A 25,772-nucleotide genomic window follows, 5' to 3' on the forward strand; every position below is an offset into this window, starting at 1 on the left:
CTTATATTTCATGGTATTAAGTTTACTATGTTTTTGAGAAATTTATTTCTCCATTATAAGTGATCCTTGCTATGCCCTCTCAAGTAAACGCGAGCAAAGTGACTAGCTTATTTCTGCGACTTATATACTCAAGCTACCTGAATCCTGCATCTTCAGGTTGTTTGGGTACATATTCGGCCATCTTTTGCTGAGTGAATGGCAATTTTAGTTTGCGTCACACTGGCATGTAGGGGAAAATATGCATCCAAATTGCCCGCTAGACCCCACAAACAAGCAGGAGAGAGCATGTCTTCCCGTAAAGTACTCGCAAACGCAATCCGTGCGTTAAGTATGGATGCAGTTCAAAAAGCAAATTCAGGCCATCCCGGCGCCCCAATGGGTATGGCAGATATTGCTGAAGTGCTGTGGAATGATTTCCTTAAGCACAACCCGAACAATCCGAAATGGGTAGATAGAGATCGTTTTATCCTCTCTAACGGTCACGGTTCAATGCTGATCTACTCTTTACTTCACCTGACTGGTTATGAATTACCAATTGAAGAGCTAAAACAGTTCCGTCAATTGCATTCTAAAACACCGGGTCACCCAGAATACGGTTACACCCCAGGTGTTGAAACCACAACGGGTCCACTCGGTGCGGGCATCAGCAACGCTGTCGGTATGGCGATTGCTGAGAAAACCTTAGCGGCACAGTTTAACCGTGATGGTCACAATATCGTTGATCACTATACTTACTGCTTCCTCGGCGATGGCTGTTTGATGGAAGGTATTTCCCACGAAGCCTGTTCATTAGCCGGTACTTTAGGTTTAGGTAAACTGGTCGCATTTTGGGATGACAACGGTATTTCTATCGATGGCCATGTTGAAGGCTGGTTCACCGATGATACGCCAAAGCGTTTTGAAGCTTACGGCTGGCATGTGATTGCCGGTGTTGATGGTCACGATAGCGCGGCAATCCGTGCTGCTATCGAAGCGGCGAAAGCCGTTACTGATAAACCAACCATGATTTGCTGCAAAACCATTATCGGTTTTGGTTCACCTAACAAATCAGGCAGCCACGATTGCCACGGCGCGCCACTAGGCGATGCGGAAATCGCAGCAGCCCGTGAATTCCTTGGCTGGCCACATGCGCCATTCGAAATCCCTGCTGACGTTTATGCGGGTTGGGATGCCAAAGAAGCCGGTGCTGCCCGTGAAGCGGCGTGGAACGAGAAGTTTGCAGCATATCGCGCTGCTCACCCAGAACTGGCTGCTGAATATGAGCGTCGCGTTCTGAAAGGTGAATTACCGGCTGATTTCGAAGAAAAAGCGCAGGCATTCGTGCAAGCATCACAGGACAAAGCCGAAGGTATTGCGAGCCGTAAAGCCTCACAAAATGCCATCGGTGCATTTGGCGCTATGTTGCCTGAACTGTTAGGCGGCTCTGCTGACTTAGCGGGTTCTAACTTGACACTGTGGTCAGGTTCTAAAGGTATTCAAGACGATCCAGCTGGTAACTACATTTACTACGGCGTGCGTGAATTCGGCATGAGCGGCATTATGAACGGTGCTTCGCTGCATGGTGGTTTCATCAATTACGGCGCAACGTTCATGATGTTCATGGAATATGCTCGTAACGCAGTACGTATGTCGGCGCTGATGGGCATTCAAAACATCTTCGTTTATACCCATGACTCTATCGGTCAAGGTGAAGATGGCCCAACGCATCAGCCAGTTGAGCAATTAGCTAACCTGCGTATGACGCCAAATATGGCCGTATGGCGTCCATGTGATGCGGCAGAAACGGCAGTTTCTTGGAAAGCTGCGATTGAGCGCCGTAATGCACCTACGTCACTGATCTTCAGCCGTCAAAACCTGAAAGCTCAAGCGCGTACCGCTGAGCAATTAGCTAATGTGGCTAAAGGTGCTTATGTACTGCAAGACTGTGCGGGTACACCAGAACTGATCCTGATCGCAACCGGTAGCGAAGTACAATTGGCAATGGATGCAGCCGCTGCACTGACTGAGCAAGGTAAACACGTTCGCGTAGTTTCTATGCCATCGACAACTGAGTTCGATAAGCAAGATGCCGCGTATAAAGAATCTGTATTACCACGTGCTGTGACTAAACGTGTGGCTATTGAAGCGGCGCATACCGATTTCTGGTACAAGTACGTCGGGTTTGAAGGCACAGTTGTGGGCATGACCACATTTGGTGAGTCTGCGCCGGGTAACGTGCTATTGAATCACTTCGGTTTCACCGTTGAAAATGTGCTGAATGCTGCAAAATCATTGGGCTAATCGCTCAAGGGATTAGATTCAATACAAAAGGTTAAACTTTTTAAGTGTTAATCTGTATAATGCGGCCTGCAATCGTTTGCAGGCCGTTTTTGTATTAAGAGGAAATTGAGACCTCAATGATCCGAGTCGCTATCAATGGTTATGGCCGTATCGGCCGCTCTATTCTCCGAGCTTTATATGAGTCTGGAAAACGGCAGCAAATGCAGATTGTCGCGATTAATGAATTAGCTAAACCTGAAGCCATTATTCATCTGACCCAGTACGATACCACCCACGGTCGGTTTGCGCACAAAGTGAAGCTTGTTGATGATCATATGCTGATTGGCGACGATGCGATAAAAATCCTCCACGAGCCCGATCCGGCAAAACTCCCTTGGCACGAGATGGACATAGATATTGTCTATGAAGCCACAGGCGTATTAGTCGATCGTCAAAGCTGCGAAGCCCATATTCACGCCGGCGCTAAACAAGTGCTGATAAGTCATCCATCCTCAGCCGATGTCGATGGCACGATTGTCTATGGTGTAAACCACGATTTACTCCGCGCCGAACACACAGTCGTTTCCAACGCTTCTTGCACCACTAACTGTATCGTGCCTGTGATCGACGTACTCGATCGCCACTTCGGCGTTAAAAGCGGTGCGATTACCACTATCCATTCGGCGATGAACGATCAGCAAGTGATTGATGCTTATCATGATGATTTGCGTCGTACCCGCGCCGCTGGCCAATCGATTATCCCTGTTGACACTAAACTTGCCCGCGGCATTGAGCGGATCTTGCCGCACATGAAAGATAAGTTTGAAGCGATTTCTGTGCGCGTGCCCACCATCAACGTGACCGCCATCGATTTGTCCGTGACCTTAGAGAAAACCGTCGATATTGCCACAGTCAATCAGGTGCTGGAATCGGCCGCCAATGGGCGATTTAATGGCATTTTGGGCTATACTGATGAGCCCTTAGTCTCATGTGATTTCAACCATGATCCGCGCTCCAGTATTGTCGATGGTACCCAGACCCGCGTGAGCGCCGGTCAGTTGGTGAAGTTACTCCTGTGGTGCGATAACGAGTGGGGTTTTGCCAATCGTATGTTAGATACGAGTTTGGCGATGATTGCGGCCAAGCGAGGCTGATAAAAGTAGATTATTCACTTGTGGGTCACTGAATTTATGCCAATTCGACGGGATGTCGAGCGCCGAGCGGCAGTCAATTCATACCGGCTATGTGTGAAACAGTTTGTTTTTTGATTATAAAAGGAAGCGTTACCATGGCAATTATCAATATGTCAGATCTGGATCTACAAGGTAAGCGCGTGCTTATCCGCGAAGATCTCAATGTCCCTGTCAGCAATGGCGTCGTCACCAGTGATGCACGTCTGCGCGCCTCTCTACCGACTATCGAGTTGGCCCTTGAAAAAGGTGCGGCTGTGATGGTGATGTCGCATTTAGGTCGTCCGACCGAAGGCGAATACAATGCTGAATATTCTATGCAACCTGTGGTCGATTATTTGGCAAAAGCCCTGCCTTGTCCTGTGCGTTTAGCGACCGACTATTTAGACGGCGTCGACGTTGCCGTGGGTGAAGTGGTTGTGTTCGAAAACGTGCGTTTCAACGTGGGTGAAGGTAAGAACAACGAAGCCTTATCGAAAAAAATGGCGGCGCTGTGTGATGTCTATGTGATGGACGCCTTCGGTACTGCACATCGTGCCCAAGCATCGACTCATGGCGTGGGCATGTTTGCCCCAATCGCCTGTGCCGGTCCATTACTGGCACAAGAATTAGATGCCTTAGGCAAGGCATTAGATAATCCTGCGCGTCCAATGGTGGCGATTGTCGGTGGCTCTAAAGTGTCGACTAAGCTGACTGTGCTAGAAAGTCTTTCAGGCATAGTCGATCAGTTAGTGGTTGGCGGCGGTATTGCCAATACTTTCATTGCGGCGGCGGGCTACAATGTCGGTAAATCGCTGTATGAGGCGGATTTGATCGACGAAGCTAAGCGTTTAGTGGCTAATGCTAAGAGCCGTGGCGCCGATATTCCTGTGCCGACCGATGTGGTCGTTGCGGGTGAGTTTAGCCCAACAGCAGCGGCAACGTTAAAATCGGTTAGCGAAGTCGCTGATGGCGAAATGATTTTCGATATTGGTCCAGATAGCGCTGAAGCACTGGCTAAAATTATCGAATCTGCAGGCACTATCGTGTGGAACGGCCCTGTGGGCGTGTTCGAATTCGACCAATTCGGTGAAGGTACTAAGCGTATCGCCCAAGCGATTGCTGATTCAAAAGCGTTCTCTATCGCAGGCGGTGGTGACACTTTGGCTGCGGTTGATAAGTACGGTATTGCCGATAAAGTGTCTTATATTTCGACTGGTGGCGGTGCTTTCCTCGAGTTCCTCGAAGGTAAAGAATTACCGGCTGTGGCTATGTTAGAAAAGCGCGGCGCTTAATCATTAAGTTTTAAAATACGCGGCGCATAAGACGCCGCGATAAGCTCTGATAACATCAAAGCTTTGATAAAAAGTAAAAAATTATAAAAAAACCGCCCGTATTCATCTAAGGTACTTAATTTAAGTTGTTTATTTAAGGTACAGAGTTGAATGCGGGTATAAAAATCCATCCAAACGATAGCGACCTCGGTGATAGATATCACCCTATTATTGGAGTTAAAAAATGGCGTTAATTTCCCTACGACAACTACTTGATCACGCAGCAGAACATGGATACGGTGTGCCTGCGTTTAACGTTAACAACTTAGAGCAGATGCGTGCCATCATGCAGGCCGCTGAAGCAACAGACAGCCCTGTGATAGTGCAAGCTTCTGCTGGCGCGCGTAAATACGCTCGCCCACAGTTCTTAAAATATTTGATGGCAGCGGCTCTTGAGCAGTACCCAGATATTCCTGTGTGTATTCACCAAGACCACGGTACCGATCCTGATATTTGTCAGCGTTCTATCCAATTAGGCATGTCATCAGTCATGATGGACGGCTCTTTGATGGCTGACGGCAAAACGCCTGCATCGTACGAGTACAACGTTGATGTTACCCGTCGTACAGTGGCATTTGCCCATGCGTGTGGTGTGTCAGTTGAAGGTGAAATCGGCTGTTTAGGCAGCTTAGAAACTGGCCAAGCTGGCGAAGAAGATGGTGTTGGTGCATCAGGTATTTTAAGTCACGATCAAATGCTGACTAGCCCTGAAGAAGCGGCGCGTTTCGTTGCCGATACCCATGTTGATGCACTCGCGATTGCTATCGGTACTAGCCATGGTGCATATAAGTTCAGTCGTAAACCGACGGGCGATGTACTGCGTATCGACCGCATCAAAGAAATTCATGCGCGTATTCCTAATACTCACTTAGTGATGCACGGTTCATCTTCTGTGCCACAAGAGTGGCTAAAGATCATCAACCAATATGGTGGTCAGATCCCAGAAACCTACGGTGTGCCATTAGAAGAAATCGTAGAAGGTATCAAACACGGTGTACGTAAAGTCAACATTGATACCGACTTACGTTTAGCATCAACGGGTGCCGTTCGTAAATTCCTAGCTGAACACCCAAGTGAATTTGATCCACGTAAATTCCTGAAAGCATCAATGGAAGCCATGGCCGATATCTGTACGGTTCGCTATGAAGCTTTCGGCTGTGCAGGTCAAGCATCTAAGATTAAGCCATTGTCTTTACAAGCAATGTATAAAGCGTATCAGTCTGGCGCGTTAGATCCTAAGATCAATATGTAAGCGTTATCGCTGAGATAAAAACCCGCTAAAGCGGGTTTTTTTATACTTAAAATAGCTGCAATTTTCATTTTTTAATCGTAAATGTTAATATCGCGCAGATTTTCAGGGGAAAATACTAACCCTTATTAATATGTGCTTATTCAGCATCGCTGGGACGAACAGATATTTATAGGGATTGGATTTAACGGAACAGGAACGGATAAACATGAAGAAAGTACTGACCGCAGCACTATTAATGACTGCACCTTTTATGGCGACAGCTGGGGCCGATTTTGTAAAAGGCGATGAGACATTCGCAGGTGAAGCTGAGCTTGGTGCAACCTTAACCACAGGTAACACTGAAACCTCATCATTCAAAGGGCGTTTAAATCTTAAGCATGAGCTTGGCGATTGGGAGAATCAGTACTTACTCGAGGGTTTATATAAAGAGGATACAGGTTCTGTTACCGCGAAACGCTATTTAGCGGGCGCACAAGGTAACTACAAGATGACAGATCGTAGCTACTTGTTTGCTAACGGTAATTATGAAGTTGATCCGTTCACAGGTTATGATTACACGCTATCTGGCGCAGCGGGTTATGGTTATAGATTCTATGATACTAGTAAGACCTTTTTAGATGTCGAAGTCGGTCCAGGTTATATCTATCAGCGTCTTGATACAGAGCAAGCACTTATCGAAGGCCATGACACCAATGACAGCGTCGTCGCTCACGGTGTGATCAACTTTGAAACCGAAATCACTGACACCTCTAAATTCCAACAACGTTTCGTTGCAGATTACGGTGATAAGCTCGATGCCCGCTCTGAAACTTCGTTAACGGCGAATATTATCGGCGCATTAGCAATGAAGTTTGCCATTATTGTGCGCTACAACAGCGAGCCGTTGGATAATAAGAAAAGTACAGATACAGAAACCAATATGACCTTGTTATATTCCTTCTAATGCTGTGACACTGATTTAGAAACTAAAAAGCACCTTTGAGGTGCTTTTTTATTGGCTCTTTTTAGACTAAGTTAAATGTTTCTTTATTAGTTATCGCTGTAGTTATACAAAAATTAATGTTTTAAACGCCTTTGGTTATAGGGTAATGCATAGAAAGTTGCGTTTTATCAACATTTACTATGCCGAAGCTATGGTAATTTTCGACTAATTTCCTACGTAGAGATGAACTTTAATGAAATTACAGCGGTTGTTTAAAGGCAGTGGAATGGCGTTATGGAGTCTATTCTGCGTTGCAATATTGAGCGGATTCTCACCTGCAGCATGGGCTATGACAGAAGGGATAGAACGGCTTAATTTAACCGCCTCGAGTGTGGGTTATGTTGCCGTCTTTGTGTTTGTACTTGCATACATAATGGTGATGGCTGAGGAATCGTTACATTTACGCAAGTCGAAACCTGTGCTGGTCGCGGCAGGGATTATCTGGGGCATGATAGGTTTTGTGTATGTACAAAATGGTATGTCTGAAGTGTCGGAAGCGGCATTCAAACATAACTTGCTTGAATATGCAGAGCTTTTACTCTTCTTACTCGTGGCAATGACTTATATCAATGCTATGGAAGAGCGAAATTTGTTTGATGCCATTCGTGGTTGGCTTGTCGGCCGTGGGTTTAGTCTAAGAACCGTATTTTGGTTGACGGGGTTTATGGCGTTCTTTATCTCACCCGTGGCAGATAATTTAACGACTGCGCTATTGATGTGTGCCGTGGTGATGAAGGTGGGGGCAGGGCAACGCAAGTTTATCACCCTAGCCTGTATCAACATTGTTGTTGCGGCTAATGCGGGTGGTGCGTTTAGTCCGTTTGGTGATATCACGACCTTAATGGTGTGGCAAAAAGGATTAGTGCACTTTAGCGATTTCTTCCATCTGTTTATTCCTGCTTTAGTGAACTTTGCATTACCCGCTGCCATTATGAGTGTGTTTATTCCACATTTTGTGCCAGAGCCAGAAAAAGAGCATGTTTATACTAAGCCGGGTGCTAAGCGAATTGTTGCGTTGTTTTTACTCACAATCGCTACGGCAGTGTGTGCTCATTCCTTCTTAGGTATGCCGCCTGTATTGGGTATGATGACGGGATTAGGTTTCTTACAATTTTTTGGTTTTTATCTGCGTAAAACCTTCAATCGTTCCGTTGCCCGCGAACGTGCAAAGGCTGAATTGCGTCAGGACGAGCAGCGTCTGCAGCAACTTGGTAGTGTGGTGCCCTTCGATGTGTTTAGCAGGATCTCCCGCGCTGAATGGGATACCCTGTTGTTCTTTTATGGTGTAGTGCTATGTGTGGGTGGCCTTGGCTTTATGGGGTACTTGAGCTTAGTATCTGAGGCTTTGTATTCCAATTGGGATACGACCTATGCCAACGTGGCTATCGGTCTGTTGTCTTCGGTTGTTGATAATATTCCGGTGATGTTTGCTGTGTTGACGATGAACCCTGAGATGGCCTTAGGCCAATGGTTACTGGTAACGTTAACCGCAGGAGTTGGGGGCAGTTTATTGTCAATTGGCAGTGCTGCAGGGGTCGCGTTAATGGGACAAGCTAGGGGGATTTACACCTTTGGTGCCCATTTGCGTTGGACACCTGTCATTGCGCTGGGTTATATCGCGAGCATTTTAGTACATATGTGGCTCAATGCCGCGATGTTCTAAATAAAAGTACTGAGCATTCATCATTTGGGCTGTATTGACGTTTGTGAGTCGTTTTGTAGCGGATAATATCGCGAATTATTTAGCGAACAACATCGATCTAACAAAATTCAATCGCATAACGTCTAGATATCAATGAATAAAATAGAGGCATCCGATGGATGCCTCTATTTGTTTGGATATGTCATGGGAAGGATTATTGCGGTAGAACTTGGATTAAATCCAGCTCGTTATTGGCTTTTGCACCGTAGATCTGAATCGCGACTTTAATTTGTGCCACTGAACCACTTGGATCCTGCTGAGCCCAATCTAAGCCTGCTATCTCAAATTGATATTGACCGCTTGTGACTTCGGTTAATTTACCGCTGCATTCTCCAAGACTTTGGCAACGATAATTTTGGGTAACATGCCAGTGTTTCCATGCCTTCGGATTCGAGGATTCCTTGGCTTTGTCGGGGAACCCAAAATAGTAAATATCATAGGTTTTTGCTGCAGTGATCGCTTCTTGTTGCGCATTCGTCAGTGAAAATTGAATTGTCCCTGTACTCGAGTCAAATTGCTCAAGCTTGAGATTTATTTGCGTTGCTTCATCAATGTTTACTGCATTTTCGACGGGAGGTGGCTGCGGCGTTTCAGGCTCAGTGTTATTGCTGTCACTGCCACATCCTACGAGCATTAATGTCGCGAGGGTCAATGTGAGTAATGGGTATTTCATCACAGTCTCCTTAATTGAAATGCCCTGTATGGCAAGTGGTGCATTCCATGTCTGTCTTTACACTTGCCGCTGAGCCTAGTGTGCTAGTGCTACCATGACAAGTTTGGCAATCTTGCGCATCTGGTGTTGGCTTACTACCAACAAGGGCGCCGATATTCTCCCCTTGATAGGCACGATTCAATACATCTACTAGGTAATAAGCCATAGACGCGGATAAGCGGTAGCAGCGTTCACCTTTTTTCGCGAATGGTAAGCCAGAAGCCTTTGACCAGTTACTGATAGATGAGTGACATAACACGCTCTTGGCTTTTGATGAACTGCCCACAAGAGCCGTTTTTTCTGCTGTCGAGCCAATACCAGTAACAAATTCAGGTGAAGATAAAGGGAGCGTTGTATTTTCGTAGTAGCGGAAGGTATTAGCTATCACGGCGTTATTGTGACCATTAATGTCATCTAAAATATTCACTAACATGCCTATCGCATTAAGATTACCGCAGAGCGTGCCTTGACCCGTTACCCCTGCAAAACCATAGGCGGCTAATGCCGTTGGAATTGTTTTGAACTTGTCTGCATCGGCACTATTAGATTGGGCTAGCATAGTCACAACGGCATGAAAAACTTGGTGCATACAACCACCACCCGTTTCATAGGCCAGTTTTGCTGTTGCCATTGCATCAAGTGGAACGTATTTAAGTTTCTCACCTATCGCTAATTGATATTGACCATCGGCATTCGTTGCCGCGAGAACCGATGTTCCCATGAGTGTTGCACCTGCCGCAGCGGTGCTAATACCAATAATACGGGTTAATGCTTGACGTCTATTTATGCTCATTATGTATTTCCTCTATGTAGGATTACTTCTATTTATCAAATGCTAAAGATAAATTGATGGCGTAAATTCTAAGCATGCTTGAGATAAATATTGTGATTTACGCCGGAGGATATTTGCCTTTTACATGAGCGGTAAATAGCGTCACTACAATAGAATTAACCGACTTAAATTATGTATTTTAATTAACTAAACAGATTGCAAAGTGCTCATCGTCCCGATTTTTGTTATATTTATGTAAATTTATGCCGAATTTACCATGTGCTAAATGGCATTTATTCCTGTGAGTTAACGCATGTTTTTGCCTAATAGCGCTGAACTTGGGGGTCGTCTCACGAAAATTAACTATTTGCTGACTTGGGTTAGCAAGATCACATTAATCATTAGTTAGTTTGCATAGACTTAACTTTGTGTTTTTATGGAGTTGAGTGGATGTTGATGCAATTGGGAGACTGCAGGTTTGATCGGGAACGAGGCATACTGATTGAGTTGTCTCGCGATGAATCTTGGCATCTTCCTCGAGCCGAGTTACAAGTACTTAATTTGCTTGTTGAGCATCAAGGTAAGTTGGTTTCTAAGCACATGCTGAAGACGGGGGATGGAAAGCATCCGCCGCTAACTGATACCTCTGTGGCCCGTGCTGTTTTTATGCTTCGCAGCTTTCTTGGACCTCAATATGAGGGCTTGATTGAAACCGTGAAAGGCCAAGGTTATTTACTCCAACCATCTAATGGGACTGAGTTTAGAGGTGTTAATTACCTCAGATTGCACACAGTGCCTTTGTGGAGTGCCTTAGTGTTATTCGGGTTTATGTTAGCGTTTTCGGTGTTTTATTTGAATCATACGGATCACAGCAAGCCAACCCAAGCACTTATGACCTCAATATTACCTTTGGCTTCAGGCCAGCAAGTACGATTACACTTATTTGCTGATTCCAATACTAATAACACCTTACTCTTCGAATTAGGTGAGCGCTTAAGTGCAGGATTAATCGCCTGCGGTCAAAGTGATTGGGCTGATGTTTATGCTTCTTTGTCCCATGATAAACAAGTGCTTAATATTACTTTTCGAGGCGAAAAACTCGGTCAGTCAGTGATCCGTAATATTAAAATCAGTGATTTCACTCGACCGAAAACCTTCATCGATGCTGCTTGGCTGCAGGAGGTTAACATCTGTGGCTAAATGGCTAAAGTGGACGATTAATATTGTTATCTTGTCGGCATTGATTATGGCCTGCGGTGTGATATACAAACAGTCGGCTACCAATCAGACGATGATTTTAAATTGCAGCTCTGAATTATTCGACCGCCATTCTAGTGCCAATCCTAGCGGCAGCTCGAGTGTTAGCAGTGACGGTAAATTTTACCTACTCGTGGATGTTTTGATTGCCGCTGACAATACGCAGATCAATTATCGTTACTTTAATATTGACGGTACGAGTGCGGGCAATATTTTAATGCAAGGCAAAGTCGACAGTATTGAGGCCAATAGCATGACCTATAAAGTTACCGTTAAAACGAAAACGGAATCTGAAATTGAAAAGCAAAAAAATTGGCCAGAACATATGAAATATCTATCCTATATCAGCAGCTTACATTTTAATGACTCAGAAATGCACAATCTCAGTATCGAGGTGTTAGATATGGATGACACCAAAGATTATGCCGTGGTCCTTTTTCAGCCTAGCAATACCATTTGTGGATGCAGAATCGTAAATAGTCGAATTTAATCAGTGAATTTGAGTTTATTTCAGTTAAGATTAGTGCTCATTGATTTGTGATTACTGTGGTGAGTCTCCAGTGAGGGATTCATGAAAAGGGTGTTGTGTCTAAGATACGTGTAAAGCAAGAAGAATCCCTGTCGATTAAGTTCAGCCATCAGATGGAAAAGGGCGATAATCGTCAGCTTGATCTCTATTTCTTTTTACCTAAGGAAATGGGCATAGGCTCGCGCACGCTCAATGAAGAAGAATACTACTACAGCTCAATAGTTGGACGTCGCTCATACTATTCAGAAGGCTTGCACTTACCTCTGGTGCAGGGGCGTTTTGCCAGTTTAAATCGACGTACTGTTGAAGAGTTCAGGTTGTACCTAAATCTCTTCGCCTATCAGTTTGCGGTTGCGGTTGAAAACGATGTTAAAGAACTCAATCAAATCACAGATGTAACCCATTTTTATTTTGCCCTCGACGAATTACGCGAACAAATTGCCCAGTTGCTGAAAAAGTTTCGTCGTAACGAACCAGGTGATCCCAAATGGAAATCTTACTTTGAAAATGCTGATAACTACTTGTCTTGGTTTTGTGAGCAGCAGTTACTCAAAGTGCTCGCTTATGCCACTCGTACCAGTGATTTCAACGATATTTTAGAGCGGGTACTCACGCTATGTCGTAATGAATGTGCCTATCGTGATGAGCATAAGTACAACTCTGCGCAAACTAAGCAAGATCCTAACCGTATCTCTAACAAGATGTTGTTGTTGCGCCGTTTAATCCAACAAGGTGTGGTACTCAAAGAAGAGTTAAAGCCTTTAGGGATTGGCCTTAAAAAGTTTACGACAGGACTGGCAACCGCGTTAGTGATGTTGGTGGTGTCTGCGTTGATAATTCAAGCGCAGGGCGCCTTTAGTGGTTTTACTATTGCGCTAGTGCTGACCTTGGCCGTGATCTACGGTTTTAGGGAAATCTTTAAGGACGATGTGCGCAATGCCATGTGGCGATTTATTCAGCGGGGTCGACCACGTTGGAGCCGCATTTTACGGGATACTACGAGTCAGGCGGTTATCGCTAAGCAGTTGGTATGGCTTGAGTTTATGCGTCAGCAAGATCTACCTGAAAAAGTCAGTGACATTCTAAAGCACAGACATAGTCAAAATAAGGTCGATGCGGAAATTCTGCACTATAAAATCGCCACTAAGGTGAATCAGAGTGAATTCCAAGCGGGATATTCGACTATTCAAGAGCAAGTGAGCTTTAGCTTAGTGCCTTTTGCCCGTTATTTAGAACGGGGTAAAGCGAAGATTTATAAGGAAGTTGAGGGCAAAATTAGTTATGAATCGGTTGAGCGGCGCTATCAAGTCAACCTGATTTTAGTGTTGCGTGATGGGCGCGAAGCCCCGCAGTATATCCGCTATAAAATCACCATGAACCGCTCGGCAATCATAGAAATTACCCAGAGTCAGTTGCCTGACTCAGTTAATGCACCCGAATCTACGATTGATGACGAGTAAAGGCTTGACCGATATTTTGATCGTTATTTTGCTTCGCCCGTTTTAGGGCGATTTCGGCATTATTCAAATATTGCTCTAATGTCTGGCCTTCTTGATAACCCGCAATACCAATACTAATACCTTCCCCTAAGCCATTACCATTGAGCTTTTCCATCATATTGAGGGCAAAGTTGTGCGCATGGGTGGCGTCTGTGTCAGGTAACATCACAATGAGCTTCCCTAGCTGCCAATGCAGAATTTGATAATTAGCTGGAATTTCAAGCAATAATTGCACTTCTATTTCTTGCTGACGATTTGCCAGTTGGTCGATATCACTCATGTGGCTTAGCATGCCCTCTGGATTGATATCCATTAACAGTAAGCTTGAACTGAGACGGCTTGGTGGCGGCAGAGAGTTAAAGTAACGTTCTAAATCTGCCAAATTCAGCAGAATAGTACTGCGATGGGGTACAAGGTTACGCTTCTCTGTGCCTCGACCACGCTCGGCGGCTTGCTCTAAAGTGCAGACGATATAATCAATCTCACCATCGGCGGCCACATGACCCTTCAAGGTGGCTTGCAAACAATTGGAATGCGCTTGCTTAGGTGAGCATAGAATTTGCCCTTGCCACTGACCTTGCATGGCTATCTGAGCGCTGATCCTCTGCCATTGATTGCCTAAATCATTCGCGAGTAATGACGCTAAATCTTGATTTAAATCGCCATTGAGTTGCATTAGCGCATCGAATACAGGATTGATTTTAATCAGTTTACCGTTAGCATCAGTGAGGGCTGTCGCGACTGTGTTATCGCATAAAAGCTCACTGAGAAAAGCATTTTGTTTGCTGCTGATTAACTCACTGATGTCCTCAAGGGTGATTAATAGATGTGGTGAGCCTCGGCTCGCCCTTGGTGCTTGGCGGATATGAACGCGTAACGTAGGGCCATCAATACTGTCTAGACTGATTTCACCAGACCATTGACCTGTTTTATGTACCTGCTCCATTAACTCCGTGTAGGTTTTATCATCGAGGCATAAGGTACGCTGTAGGCTTCGGTCTGTCAGCTCATCTAATGGTACTAAGGTCGCTTGTGCCGCTTTAGTATTGGCGCTGATGACTCTGGCATTTTCGTTGACCATCATAAAGCCGATGTCACTATTAAATAAGCCATTAGCAACATCAATACTGTATTGGCGTGAACGCTGTTGTAAGCGATACATGTGGCTGAGTAGTACAACCCAAGCGGCTAAAACCGTTAATATTAACGATGCCACAATGACAATGTTTTGCCATTGTGAGAAACGAGCAGCTATGTCTGAGTTGCGCACATAGGAGAGTAAAAAATATTCTCTGTGAGTCTCAGGTTGGGCTGTAAGTTCGATTTTAAGGTAAACAAAAGTGGCTTCTTCACCGTGGAATTGTCCAAAGTTGCTCATGGACATATCGCGCCACAGGGCCGGATAGCTCTGTCTTAAACTTGCTCCTAAGGTCTCTGGCATATTGCTTAGAGGGGCGAGATCGCTAGCGCCAGCATAGAGTAATCCCTGAGTATCCAGCACTAACATAGGGGATTTATTGCTCGAAAAGGCTGGTTTTATGGCCTCCAGCATTTTTACCATAGAGTTGTATGTCACCAGATAACCGATAGAACTCTGATCGGGCTTCTCGAGCCACGCCATTTGATACATATAAGGTTCAAGCATGCCGTCTATCGGAACAAATTCCAGCGGTGAGGTATAAACTTCTTTGCCACCCATGCTCCGACTCGCTCCAAGTAAGGTCGGTGGTAAGGCATCTTTATTGAAATTAGGGGGAGTTGAGAATTTATAGTTACCTTGGGGATCGTACAGTGCAATGCCGAGTAACTCAGGAATATGTTTTACTAGATCTTGCCAGTTTTCCTGCAATTTAAGTTGTTGCTTGGCGGTAGGATTGCTTAAGTATTGTTTTAGCAGTTCCCCATTGGCGAAAATTTGGGTTCGAAATTGCTGAAAAGACACTTTATCTGCGATCAATGAGCCTATGGTTTGCAGTTCACTGTATCTTTGCGTTGCCCACTCTTCTTGCAGGCGTCGTTCACCTAACGTAATGATTAAGTGAGTTAAAATAATCATGCCAATCACCAGCATAGAAAGCTGGCTTGCAATAGCGAGTAAGCGTTGATGCGACCAATAGATCCCTTGGGTTAAAGAGAGCAGTGGCGCAGCGGGATACGTGCTTGGGTTATTCTTCAGCATGAACCGATTATGAGTGGGTGAACTGTTAATTTCGCTATGTTAACACGAAAGAATTGTTACGACAGTGCCAAGTTACTCAGCAAGATTCCTTGAGTAAAAGTTAAGACGATTCACACATGTACCACTCACGTAATCGACAGTGTTATCTGCTTGGGTGTTTGAGTCGATTTTGGCTGTATTAGAATGCCGTTTAGCCTAAGGCGCCTAATATGCGATGCTTGAATTCGCAGCCGTAGGACTCAACTTGTTCACGACAGATGTCGATATCAACCCCCGCTAATCCTTCGATGGCCGAAACTTGTACCGTTTCAATATAGTGTGGCGCTAATGCGATGAAGGCATGTACGGCAGAATAGGAACCAGCGAGTTTGGGGCGACAATGTTCCATATAGGCGGCTTCATTATCCGCATTGAGGGAAATGGATAAACTATCAACGCAGTTGGCTAGTTCCGGCAAAATATTGCGCCTATGGACTAAATTACCTAAACCATCGGTATTAATGCGTACTCGCCCGCCTCTTTGTTTAATTTCTTTCGCCACCGCCAGCAAGGTTGGAAGATTTAAGGTTGGTTCGCCATAGCCACAAAACACATATTCTTCGAAGTCTTTAACATCGCCAAGCAGTGGAATAATTTCTTCGGGCTTAGGTTGGTGACACAGTGCCAGTTGATATTCGTGGATCTGTTTACTGCCATTATGTTTTGGACAAAACGCGCAGCGCAGGGTGCAGCGGCCCGTAATATTAAGGTAGCGACTGCGACGAATATCATAGACAAGCGTTTCAGTCGCACAGGTTTCATTTGTGCAAACTTCATCTGTTATGTGACCGTTCGCTAGGGTTTCTGTGGTGACAACTTGTGGTTTATCAATATTTTGCTTGTGCAGATGCTCAGACATAATGATGGGTTTCATTCTAACGATAGCTGACGACTTAAACACAGTGTAGCGAAAGCCTGATGCGATAACTGTCAACTAGATCGCAACTTGAAAGCTCAAGCCACTCGCGGCAGACTGAAAATGACATAGATGATTGAGAGGTTATTGACTCGCACTGAGGATTAAAAAGAGAGCCTAAGCTCTCTTTTTAAGGTTCAATACATTGATTAACTGCTTCTAGTTAACTTCCTATAGATAGTCTTTTTTATAGTCAGTGGGGACCAGCGGCTCTAAATGCTCAGGTGTAAAGTCCACTTCATGGTCTTTTTTAGGCTGCCACCACCAATGGAAGAAGCGGCTGCTAGTGCGCTTAACGTCGTCGAGTATGATGTACAGCAAGGGCACTAAAATTAGCGTCACAAGGGTCGAGAACAGGATACCGAAGGCGAGGGATGTCGCCATAGGGATCACTATTTGCGCCTGCAAACTACGTTCGAGAATAATAGGCACTAAGCCGACGAAGGTGGTGAGTGACGTCAGGATGATCGCCCTAAAACGATAACAGCCTGAATCGACCGCCGCCTGCCTGACCGATTGCCCTTGCTCCCGCGCACGGTTCACAAAGTCCACCAAAATCAAGGAGTCGTTCACCACCACTCCCGCTAATGCCACTATGCCGCAGAGACTTAACACGCTCATCGCGAGTCCCTGAATTAAGTGACCAAACAGGGCGCCGATAATCCCGAAGGGGATCACAGACATGATGATTAACGGCTGACTGTAGGATTTAAGTGGCACGGCCATCAAAGCATAAATGGTGAACAGCGCAAAGAAGAAGCCTTGCATCAAACCTACCATGGCATTCTGTTCATCCAAACTGCCACCGTCCAGTGCAGTTTGGATTTTAGGGTACTTGGCCTGCAATTGTGGCAGGTAATCTTTTTGGATTTCTTGCACTACTTTTGAAGGTTCAACGATGTTTTTGTTGGCATTTGCCGTGATGGTGATCGCTCGCTTACCGTCAACACGGGTAATTGAGGCGTAGGATTCACCTTTTTCAATTTGTGCCACAGTCGAGAAGGGAACCGAAGTGCCCGTTGGCGTGCGGATCAGCATATTTTCCAGATAACCCACAGTACGGCGCTGCTCTAATGGATAGCGCACCATTACCTTGATTTCTTCTTTATTACGTAAAATCCGTTGGGCTTCGTAACCGTAGAAACCATAACGTACTTGGCGGGCTAAATCGGAAAGGGTCAGGCCAAGGGCTTCTGCTTCTGGGCGTATCTTGAGGCGAATTTCATGGCTGCCCGATGAAAAGTTGTCGGCAATATCGTACACGCCTTCATAGCTGGCGAGTTTTTGCTTCAACTCTTTAGAGGCTGCGGACAGCTCATCGAGGTCACTCGAGGTCAGTCTGAAGGAAATATCGCCACCAGCATCGTTTGTGCTCGCGTTAAAGCTGAGTTTTTTAACCGACAAAAGCTCGGGCAATTGTTCACGCCACGCGGCAGCAATCGTCACGCCATCGACTTCCCGGTCTTCACCTTTCGTCAGTTCGGCAAAAATGAAGGCTGAGGTACGGGAGCTCATATTGATAAAGCTGTGCTTCACCACTTGATAACCGTTATCTTTCTCCATTTTTTCGTTCATCTTGTACAGGGCTTCTTCTATGCTCTGTACCACTTTTAAGGTGTTACCTTCGGAGCTGCCTTCATCCATTTCAAGTTCAACTTGAATAAAGTCTGAGGGAATGTCTGGGAAAAATACCCAGCGCACTTTGCCACTGGCGACTAAGGCAATCGACAGAATCAATACACCGATAAAGGCCGCGACCACGTTGTATCTGTGTTTGATACAGCGCTCGAGGAAGTTGCGATAGCTGTGGTGAATAAAGTATTGCACTCTGTCGTTAAAATTGGCTTTTAGGTGGCCAAAGAATCCCTTTGGTGCGCCAGGTTTTTTAAACTTCATGTGCGCTAAATGCGCTGGCAGAATGAACTTAGACTCTACCAATGAGAAGGCTAAACAGAGGATGACCACCATACCGATGGATTTCCAGATAATCCCCATAGGGCCAGAAACCATTAACATGGGAATAAATGCCGCAATTGTAGTTAAGACCCCGAAGGTCGCGGGCATCGCCACTTTTTGCGCGCCGCGGATCACGTTCTCAACCGAGTGACCGTGGCGTTCGACCTCTGTGTAGGCACTCTCGCCGATGACAATGGCATCATCCACCACTATTCCGAGCACCAAGATAAAAGCGAATAGGGTCAACATGTTGATCGTCATGGAGAAAGGTTCGAGCGGCATGACCAACATAGTGCCGAGGAAACAAACAGGTATTCCCATCATGACCCAAAATGCTAACTTCAGATCGAGGAACATGGCTAAGATGATAAACACCAACAAGGCACCGTAAAACATGTTTGACATCATCATGTCTAAGCGGCCCTGGAGATAGTGGGTCATATCACCCCAAGTATCGAGTTGAGCGTTAGCTGGCAGTGTGGCGCGGCGCTGCTCGACGTACTGTTTAACTTGGTCTGCAATGTCTAAGGCGTTTTGATCATCAATGCTGGTGACTTCAATAATCGCAGCGGGCTTGCCGTTAAAGCGGGTATATTCCAAACGTTCTTCAAAATCATCTTTGATGGTCGCCACTTGTGGCAGCATCACGCGGCTACCGTCGGCGCGAGTTGTGACGACTATATTGGCAAAGTCATCGCCCGTGTAGGCTTGGCCTTTGGTGCGCAATAGGATATCGCCATCTTGAGCACGAATAGAGCCACCTGGTAAGTCTAAGGAGGAGTTTTGCACTGCTAATGCGACCTGCGAGAAGGTCAAACCGTATTCTCTTAACTTATTCTCAGAAACTTCAATACCGATTTCATAATCGCGCACCCCTGTGACTTTCGCACGGGTTACAGCGGGGAGTTGGGTTAAATCGTCACGCACCGACTTAGCCAATTCTTTCATATCGTGGAGTGTCATATCGCCATAAACAGACACCCAAATGACGTTATTCTCTGGCTTGATTTGAGAGATATTCGGTTTTTCGATGTTCACTGGGAAGGTTGAAATTGCATCTAACCGCAGTTTGGCTTCATCGAGAATGGTCTGCACTTCGTAACCGTCTTCAACTTCAACGGTAATCGAGCCAACGCCTTCGCTAGCCACAGAAGTCACTTTCTTGATGCCGTTGATATCTTGGATGGCTTCTTCAATCTTGATATTGATGCCTTCTTCGATTTCCTGTGGCGCCGCACCTGGATAGGCGACGGAAATATTTAATAAATTGAGTTCGAAAGAAGGAAAAACTTCTTTATTAATCAAAATACTGCTGAACAGGCCGCCGATGAGCAGAACACACATTAATAAGTTCGCGGCCACACTGTTGCGGGCGAACCAAGCTAAGATCCCTTTTTGAGTGTCCATTATTTGACTCCAGCGGTCGCAAGACTCGATTCAGGAGTATTTTCTTTTGGTGTCTCAGTGGGCAATGCCGCTTCACCTAAGATTTTGACCATTTGCCCATTTGCCATACTGTTAAAGTGGGTCGTAGCGACGCGTTCGCCCGTTTTTAGACTGTCTTTGATGAACACATTTTCTAAATCACTACGAACCACATTTACTTGGCGCATTTCAATGATATTTTTGTCGCTGACTAGGGCGACTTGGTCGTTACGAACCACATGGCGGGGTAATTTAACTATGCCATCGACAGTGCGGCCCTTGATGACTGCATTGACGAAGCTGCCGTATTTAAGTGGTAAGCTACCTGGCACTTTATTCGCGCGCAGATAGGGATCTTTGATTTCTGCGACTAAATACACCATGCGATTTTCGGCATCGATAACACCTTCACTGCGGATAATATTGCCTTCCCAAGTATTTTCTTTGCCCGCCAAAGAGGCGCTAAGCGTGACTTGGGTATCGGGATTATCGACAGACTCTAAATAGGCTAAATCATCATTAGAAATGGGTAAGCGGATTTCGGCAACGCGAGTATCGTAGAGTTCACCTAGATTAGTGCCTAAGCTAACGTATTGACCTAAATCGACATTTCTAACTTTGATTATGCCGTCAAAGGGCGCACGAATAACTGTGCGCTCAAGATTACGTTGGGCGCGCGCCAGTGCTGCTTGTGCATATTTTACGTTAGCTTGTTCTTTTTTGAGTTGCGGGATACGTAGACCTAACTCAGGGGGCAAGCCCTTGTCGTAGCCTTTGAATTCGATTTTAGCGACTTCACCACGGGCTATTTCTTCGTTCAGTGCGGCGGTGGCTTGGGCCAGCGTCGCTTCGGCTTGCATTAAGTCAGCCTCGTAATCTGAGGGCTCGATTTGCGCTAATTGGTCGCCTTTCTTGACTATGCCACCTGCAACAAAATGAGGGGAAATAGTGAGCATTCTGCCTTGAACTTCGGTCACTAGTTGGGTTTTATACTTTGGGGTAACCACGCCGTAGGAAGGTAAGTTTAGCGATACTGTTTGCTGAGTCACTTGCGTGACATCAACGATAGGAATGGGCATCTCTTCAGGTTTTTGTTCTGGCGCCTCCTTCGTTTGCATTAATAAGGCTGCGCCAAATACAAACAGCAGCAGAATAAGAAAAGGAGACAGTCTCCTCAGTAGGGTCTTCATCATATAATGGTTAAATCCATGCTAATCGCGTAATGGGGTTAAAGTAGCAGAGTCGGCCACGCCAATAAATTTATTTTTGTAAATTAAATGTTTCTAAAAGTGATGCCGCGACAGATATGCTCATCATGCATCGATATTTGGGCGAAAATTAGAGCAGAAAGGTGATGAAAGGTTCAGTTAGGTAATTGGAATATATTGAAATAAGAATGAATACGTATTGGGGTTAACGGCTCTAAATCCGCCGCATTTCATTCTATATAATTAAACATAGCAGGATATTTTTAGTAAAATCACCCATGTAAGTTATATTTTGGTAATAAAAAAGCCGCATATAGCGGCTTTAGTTTGGTGAATTTAAGCGGGTGTTACTTTTTCTTACGGGCGATTTTACTCGCTTTCTTTGCCGCTTCTTTCTTGCTCGTTTTCTTCGCAGCTTCTTTCGCTTTCACTTTGGCTTTTTTCTTACCCGGTGTGCGCGCTTCTTTATTCTTTGGACGCAGCTCTTCGATCACGCGGCGTTTCAACGGTTGCTCGATATAACGCTCGATTTTACCAACGATACGCATGTCGTGGGCTTCGGCAAGCGAAATCGCGGTACCTTTTGCGCCAGCGCGGCCAGTACGGCCAATGCGGTGGATATAAGTGTCGGCAGAACGTGGCATATCGAAGTTGATCACATGGGTGATATCGTCGATATCGATACCGCGTGCAGCCACATCGGTCGCCAACAAGACATTGACTTCACCTTTAGTAAAGCGACTTAAGGCTTGGAAGCGTTTCTTCTGTTCCATATCGCCACGCATAAAGGCGCAGGGAATACCGACTTTAAGTAACTGGCCTTCTAGGCTAGAAACGATGTCGCGGGTTTTCACAAATACGATAGTCCGTTTGACATCCTCTTGGCGTAGCAGATGACACAACAGCGCAAATTTATGCTCTTTATCATCGGCTAAGTGGATCCATTGGTGGATCTTGGCTTTTTCACTGCGAGGGGCTTCAACATCGATTTCAATCGGGTCGTTTAACACTTCACGGGCAAAACGTTGTACACCGCCGCCTTCTAAGGTGGCAGAAAACAGCATGTTCTGTTTGCGGCCTTGGGCCTCAATAGCAATGGCTTGCACCACAGAAGAGAAGCCCATGTCTAACATGCGATCGGCTTCGTCGATAATTAAGATATCGACTTCTTGTGCGTTGAAATTGCCTTTGTCTAAATATTCCATCAGGCGGCCTGGGGTCGCGACCAGAATATCGACGTTGCCTGCTAAGGCTTCTTCCTGTGGTCCATAAGGAACGCCACCAGTAACGATAGCAATATCTAAACCTTGGCCCGTGGCTAGGTGACTCGCATAACGGTGGATTTGGCTGGCTAACTCACGGGTTGGCGTGAGGATTAGCACTCTTGCTTGTCCAGCAAAACGACGGGGAAAATCGATCAAATGTTGTAGCGAGGGCAGTAAAAAGCTCGCTGTTTTACCTGTTCCTGTCGGGGCGCGCGCAAGAATATCTCTTTGCTCTAGGGCGTAAGGAATCGTTTCTTGCTGAATCGTAGTGGGTGAATGATGCCCCATGGCATTAAGCGACTCTAATAAGCTAGGGTCAAGCTGGAAATCTTCAAATTGCATGCGCAGCGTCTCGACGGATAATAGCGAAGCATTATAAAGGTTATGGCGGTTAACTTAAATAACTTATCTAGATCTCCTGTGTTTATCTTCTGTGTCAGTAAAGTTTTATGGTAATTGGCATAAGTTAATTACTTTTAGGTCAATGTATTAGCATTTAATTTGTGGGAAATTGGACCTTTCGTTAAATTTGCCAAACTTAGCGAGCTTTACTTAACTTGTCAGGATTGGACTCGATATCAGTATTTAAGGTAAAAATCTTGGATCAATTGCACCATGGTTTGTGTGTATTGGCCAGAACGTTCACGAATAGTGATATCACTGAGCTTTGGAGCCATTTGTGGATGAGTCTTGTGGGCGAGTACGCAGAGTACTCGATTAGCGCTTTTCCCTACAATGCTGATAAGGTTGGTTATTTCAATCAAATTGAGCTGAGAGTGCGTTAATATTTCGTCGAAACGGGCCATACTCTGCATTGGTAATATGAGACTTGCCTTTCCTTGCGGTGCTAGGCACACATGAATGGCATCGAGTAGTGCGGTAAAGCTTAAGCTATCTGTGTGACGGGCCATAGCGCGCTGGGATTGTATCGCTTGCGTGCCTTGCTCAAAATAGGGGGGATTACAAATTATGTGATCAAAATACCCTTGATACTCAGTTTGTTGGCAAAAGTCTTGGATGCTGCAATTAACTAAGGTCAGTCGATTGGCCCAAGGACTATTGTGGAAGTTATGTTGGCAAGCATGGGCGGCATTGGTGTCTAATTCGACACTGGTGATATGTGCTTGACTGCGCTGAGCTGCCATTAAACTGAGTAAGCCGCTGCCTGCGCCTATATCTAAGATTGATTTCGCGGTGGTCAGTTGTGCCCATGCCCCAAGGACGACGCTGTCTGTGCCTACGGCCATGCCGCAATTCATGTCATCGATATGAAATTGTTTAAAAGTGAATGCCATGGGGAGTTAATTTTGCCGTTCTAAAGTGATTTAGGCCCAATATTGGGCGCGCAATATTCTAATTCTAGCCTTCGTTTTTAGCTAATGTTTTTAAACAGTCGCATCTGTCCTAGCTGTATGAATTTGTGTCGCCAAATCATTTACTATTTTACGTGGCAATACTTATTTCACTTAATTAACGCTTTAATTTATTGCCTTAGAAACCTTTTATTAGCAGTTAATTAGCATTATTTCGCTTTTTTTGCCTGAACGGACTTGTTGTCTTGTATTGATGCTTTAAGTCTGGTATTAGTTTCGCCCCCATTTTTAATCACTTTTAAGATTAACGGATAGGTAAACGAGTTTGTTGGTGAATTAGTCGTCAGTTAGGCTACATAAACGTTCGCCATCGTTTATAAACTCGGCAGATATCGAACATATTTACCACGGAATTGTGTAAACATAGATTTGCACTCCGGATGGGCTTTGTTTTAGCTATGGCTAATCGACACATAATCACTTAAGTTTGTAAAAAAACAATAAGACAAGATGGGGCTTCCAGTGCAAGACAATCAGATGAGTATCGGAGATACATTAGGCTTAGGTTTTATGACCTTTGCGTTCTTTTTAGGTGCGGGAAACCTAATTTTTCCACCATTCGCGGGTATGTTAGCGGGCGAAAATATGCCCCTCGCCATGTTGGGTTTTTTGATTACCGCCGTAGGTTTACCTTTAGTTGGACTGATTGCTGTCGCTAAGGCTCAAGGTAAGGTTATGGCTATGCTGCCAGTATTTGCAGCAACGACATTGGCCGTCGCGATTTACATTATTATCGGCCCTGCTTTTGCTGCGCCGCGTACGGGATTAGTGGCTTACGAGATTGGCGCTAAGCCATTTATCGATGACACCACGGCAACGTTTTTGCTGGGCAGTTTAGAATTAAACCTGACGCAACTGCTATACACATTAGGTTTCTTCGCTGTCACTATGTTGCTGGCGCTTTTCCCTGGTAAGTTGCTCGATAGCGTAGGTAAAGTATTAACGCCTATTTTATTGATTTTGTTGGTCGGACTAGCAGTCTCCGTGCTGTTTTTACCTGCATCCGAAGTGGGCCAAGCAGTGGGGGATTACCAACAGCATCCGCTGACCAAAGGTATTTTGGAAGGCTATAACACTATGGATACGTTAGCATCCTTGATGTTTGGTATGTTGATTATTGATATCCTGCGTAAAAAGGGCATTGACCAACCCAGTGATCAAACTAAGTATCTCATTCGTGCAGCCTTTATCGCCGCCGCTGGTTTAACTTTTGTGTATGTGTCCTTGTTCTTTTTAGGTGCAACCGCCGGCGATATCGCTATCGGCACTAAAAATGGTGGCGAAATATTAACAAATTACGTGACCCGCGAGTTTGGGGAACTAGGCTCAGTCTTGTTGTCATCAGTCGTGACTTTAGCTTGTTTGACCACTGCGGTTGGACTGGTGAGTGCGTGTTCTGAGTTCTTTAATGAGCTAATGCCTAAACTGTCTTACCGTTTCCTGGTGATCTTTTTAAGCTTGATATGCGCTGTGATTGCGAACGTGGGCCTAAGTCAGTTGATTGCTATTAGTATTCCCGTATTAATGACGATTTATCCTGTGGCTATTGCTCTTGTGGTTGTGACTTTCCTGACCGCTTATTTTGCGAATCCACAGTTTGCACATCGTGCAGTACTGAGCGTGGCACTGTTTTTCGGCATCTTCGATGGTCTTAAAGTGGCAGCGAAAAGTTTGACTGACGCTGATGGTCAAGCCATGAATGGCTTAGCACAGGTTTTTATCCATATAGTGAATGTTATGTCTCCAGTGTTATCTAAGCTGCCACTCTATGAAGAAGGTATGGCTTGGTTATTGCCGACCATTGCGACGATTGCACTGTGTTTAGTATTCGGTCGTGGCCGTGGTCAAACGGCTGCAGCCTAGGCTTTGCATTCTAGTTCTCGTCTTTATGCTTAACTCAGTTAAGCTTATGCAGGCTTAGACATATTTAAATTAATATCAACG

18 protein-coding genes are annotated in these 25,772 nt (G+C 45.3%); 10 read left to right on the top strand and 8 right to left on the bottom strand.

The annotated features are described in order from the left end of the window. Positions 1-285 precede the first annotated feature (285 nt). From tkt to nhaD, 6 genes are all read left to right on the top strand, one after another. Positions 286-2,280, top strand: a complete 1,995-nt coding sequence (gene tkt / locus HUB64_RS15135; protein ID WP_173497319.1) for a transketolase — start codon at positions 286-288, stop codon at positions 2,278-2,280. Positions 2,281-2,396: 116 nt separating this feature from the next. Further along, the gene (epd, locus tag HUB64_RS15140; RefSeq protein WP_173497320.1) at positions 2,397-3,413 is read left to right on the top strand and encodes an erythrose-4-phosphate dehydrogenase; all 1,017 of its coding nucleotides are present in this window, start codon (positions 2,397-2,399) and stop codon (positions 3,411-3,413) included. 134 nt (positions 3,414-3,547) lie between these two features. Further along, positions 3,548-4,723 carry a phosphoglycerate kinase gene (locus HUB64_RS15145; protein WP_173497321.1) on the top strand — a complete coding sequence of 392 codons (1,176 nt, stop codon included), beginning with the start codon at positions 3,548-3,550 and terminating at the stop codon, positions 4,721-4,723. 223 nt (positions 4,724-4,946) lie between these two features. Beyond that, on the top strand, positions 4,947-6,014 hold the full coding sequence (gene fba / locus HUB64_RS15150) for a class II fructose-bisphosphate aldolase (protein ID WP_028761627.1): 1,068 nt from the start codon (positions 4,947-4,949) through the stop codon (positions 6,012-6,014). Between the two features lie 205 nt (positions 6,015-6,219). Further along, entirely contained in the window at positions 6,220-6,957 is a 738-nt protein-coding gene (locus HUB64_RS15155) for a YdiY family protein (RefSeq protein ID WP_028761626.1), read from the top strand. A 232-nt stretch (positions 6,958-7,189) separates the two neighbouring features. Beyond that, the gene (gene nhaD, locus HUB64_RS15160; RefSeq protein WP_173246601.1) at positions 7,190-8,659 is read left to right on the top strand and encodes a sodium:proton antiporter NhaD; all 1,470 of its coding nucleotides are present in this window, start codon (positions 7,190-7,192) and stop codon (positions 8,657-8,659) included. A 193-nt stretch (positions 8,660-8,852) separates the two neighbouring features. Here the strand turns inward: nhaD and HUB64_RS15165 are convergent, their stop codons facing one another. Both HUB64_RS15165 and HUB64_RS15170 read right to left on the bottom strand, forming a co-directional pair. Continuing rightward, the gene (locus HUB64_RS15165) at positions 8,853-9,371 is read right to left on the bottom strand and encodes a hypothetical protein (RefSeq protein ID WP_173497322.1); all 519 of its coding nucleotides are present in this window, start codon (positions 9,369-9,371) and stop codon (positions 8,853-8,855) included. A gap of 10 nt (positions 9,372-9,381) precedes the next feature. Further along, on the bottom strand, positions 9,382-10,203 hold the full coding sequence (locus HUB64_RS15170; protein ID WP_168824862.1) for a cytochrome C: 822 nt from the start codon (positions 10,201-10,203) through the stop codon (positions 9,382-9,384). Positions 10,204-10,632: 429 nt separating this feature from the next. On the opposite strand from HUB64_RS15170, the gene HUB64_RS15175 reads away from it, so the two are divergent. The 3 genes from HUB64_RS15175 (at position 10,633) to HUB64_RS15185 (ending at position 13,428) form a co-directional block, all read left to right on the top strand. Beyond that, a complete protein-coding gene (locus tag HUB64_RS15175; protein WP_105250092.1) occupies positions 10,633-11,382 on the top strand; it encodes a helix-turn-helix domain-containing protein in 750 nt (249 codons plus the stop codon). Then, entirely contained in the window at positions 11,375-11,929 is a 555-nt protein-coding gene (locus HUB64_RS15180; RefSeq protein ID WP_113939813.1) for a hypothetical protein, read from the top strand. The genes HUB64_RS15175 and HUB64_RS15180 overlap by 8 nt, the downstream gene beginning before the upstream one ends. Before the next feature lie 95 nt (positions 11,930-12,024). Beyond that, a complete protein-coding gene (locus tag HUB64_RS15185) occupies positions 12,025-13,428 on the top strand; it encodes a hypothetical protein (RefSeq protein ID WP_028761621.1) in 1,404 nt (467 codons plus the stop codon). Here the strand turns inward: HUB64_RS15185 and HUB64_RS15190 are convergent. From HUB64_RS15190 to HUB64_RS15215, 6 genes are all read right to left on the bottom strand, one after another. Beyond that, positions 13,409-15,646, bottom strand: a complete 2,238-nt coding sequence (locus HUB64_RS15190) for a PAS domain-containing protein (RefSeq protein ID WP_173497323.1) — start codon at positions 15,644-15,646, stop codon at positions 13,409-13,411. The two genes, HUB64_RS15185 and HUB64_RS15190, sit on opposite strands and share 20 nt — an antisense overlap. A gap of 190 nt (positions 15,647-15,836) precedes the next feature. Beyond that, entirely contained in the window at positions 15,837-16,544 is a 708-nt protein-coding gene (locus tag HUB64_RS15195) for a TatD family nuclease-associated radical SAM protein (RefSeq protein ID WP_173497324.1), read from the bottom strand. A gap of 228 nt (positions 16,545-16,772) precedes the next feature. After that, positions 16,773-19,964 (bottom strand): efflux RND transporter permease subunit, encoded by a 3,192-nt coding sequence (locus tag HUB64_RS15200; RefSeq protein ID WP_173497325.1) that lies wholly within the window; start codon positions 19,962-19,964, stop codon positions 16,773-16,775. Beyond that, positions 19,964-21,175 carry an efflux RND transporter periplasmic adaptor subunit gene (locus tag HUB64_RS15205; protein ID WP_173246592.1) on the bottom strand — a complete coding sequence of 404 codons (1,212 nt, stop codon included), beginning with the start codon at positions 21,173-21,175 and terminating at the stop codon, positions 19,964-19,966. The genes HUB64_RS15200 and HUB64_RS15205 overlap by 1 nt, the downstream gene beginning before the upstream one ends. A gap of 362 nt (positions 21,176-21,537) precedes the next feature. Continuing rightward, positions 21,538-22,797, bottom strand: coding sequence for an ATP-dependent RNA helicase SrmB (gene srmB, locus HUB64_RS15210; protein WP_105250089.1), 1,260 nt, complete (start codon positions 22,795-22,797; stop codon positions 21,538-21,540). A gap of 236 nt (positions 22,798-23,033) precedes the next feature. Beyond that, positions 23,034-23,750 (bottom strand): tRNA1(Val) (adenine(37)-N6)-methyltransferase, encoded by a 717-nt coding sequence (locus HUB64_RS15215; protein ID WP_173246586.1) that lies wholly within the window; start codon positions 23,748-23,750, stop codon positions 23,034-23,036. A gap of 528 nt (positions 23,751-24,278) precedes the next feature. Here HUB64_RS15215 and brnQ point away from each other — a divergent pair. After that, positions 24,279-25,691 (top strand): branched-chain amino acid transport system II carrier protein, encoded by a 1,413-nt coding sequence (gene brnQ, locus HUB64_RS15220; protein WP_168824874.1) that lies wholly within the window; start codon positions 24,279-24,281, stop codon positions 25,689-25,691. Positions 25,692-25,772: the final 81 nt, after the last annotated feature.

Source organism: Shewanella sp. ISTPL2 (genome assembly GCF_013283205.1).
GTDB lineage: Bacteria > Pseudomonadota > Gammaproteobacteria > Enterobacterales > Shewanellaceae > Shewanella > Shewanella oncorhynchi.

Bases quoted from the DNA above. Each gene is read 5' to 3' on its own strand.
- tkt (WP_173497319.1), top strand. From the start codon at position 286: ATGTCTTCCCGTAAAGTACTCGCAAACGCAATCCGTGCGTTAAGTATG.
- epd (WP_173497320.1), top strand. From the start codon at position 2,397: ATGATCCGAGTCGCTATCAATGGTTATGGCCGTATCGGCCGCTCTATT.
- HUB64_RS15145 (WP_173497321.1), top strand. From the start codon at position 3,548: ATGGCAATTATCAATATGTCAGATCTGGATCTACAAGGTAAGCGCGTG.
- fba (WP_028761627.1), top strand. From the start codon at position 4,947: ATGGCGTTAATTTCCCTACGACAACTACTTGATCACGCAGCAGAACAT.
- HUB64_RS15155 (WP_028761626.1), top strand. From the start codon at position 6,220: ATGAAGAAAGTACTGACCGCAGCACTATTAATGACTGCACCTTTTATG.
- nhaD (WP_173246601.1), top strand. From the start codon at position 7,190: ATGAAATTACAGCGGTTGTTTAAAGGCAGTGGAATGGCGTTATGGAGT.
- HUB64_RS15165 (WP_173497322.1), bottom strand. From the start codon at position 9,371: ATGAAATACCCATTACTCACATTGACCCTCGCGACATTAATGCTCGTA.
- HUB64_RS15170 (WP_168824862.1), bottom strand. From the start codon at position 10,203: ATGAGCATAAATAGACGTCAAGCATTAACCCGTATTATTGGTATTAGC.
- HUB64_RS15175 (WP_105250092.1), top strand. From the start codon at position 10,633: ATGTTGATGCAATTGGGAGACTGCAGGTTTGATCGGGAACGAGGCATA.
- HUB64_RS15190 (WP_173497323.1), bottom strand. From the start codon at position 15,646: ATGCTGAAGAATAACCCAAGCACGTATCCCGCTGCGCCACTGCTCTCT.
- HUB64_RS15195 (WP_173497324.1), bottom strand. From the start codon at position 16,544: ATGTCTGAGCATCTGCACAAGCAAAATATTGATAAACCACAAGTTGTC.
- HUB64_RS15200 (WP_173497325.1), bottom strand. From the start codon at position 19,964: ATGGACACTCAAAAAGGGATCTTAGCTTGGTTCGCCCGCAACAGTGTG.
- HUB64_RS15205 (WP_173246592.1), bottom strand. From the start codon at position 21,175: ATGATGAAGACCCTACTGAGGAGACTGTCTCCTTTTCTTATTCTGCTG.
- srmB (WP_105250089.1), bottom strand. From the start codon at position 22,797: ATGCAATTTGAAGATTTCCAGCTTGACCCTAGCTTATTAGAGTCGCTT.
- HUB64_RS15215 (WP_173246586.1), bottom strand. From the start codon at position 23,750: ATGGCATTCACTTTTAAACAATTTCATATCGATGACATGAATTGCGGC.
- brnQ (WP_168824874.1), top strand. From the start codon at position 24,279: ATGGGGCTTCCAGTGCAAGACAATCAGATGAGTATCGGAGATACATTA.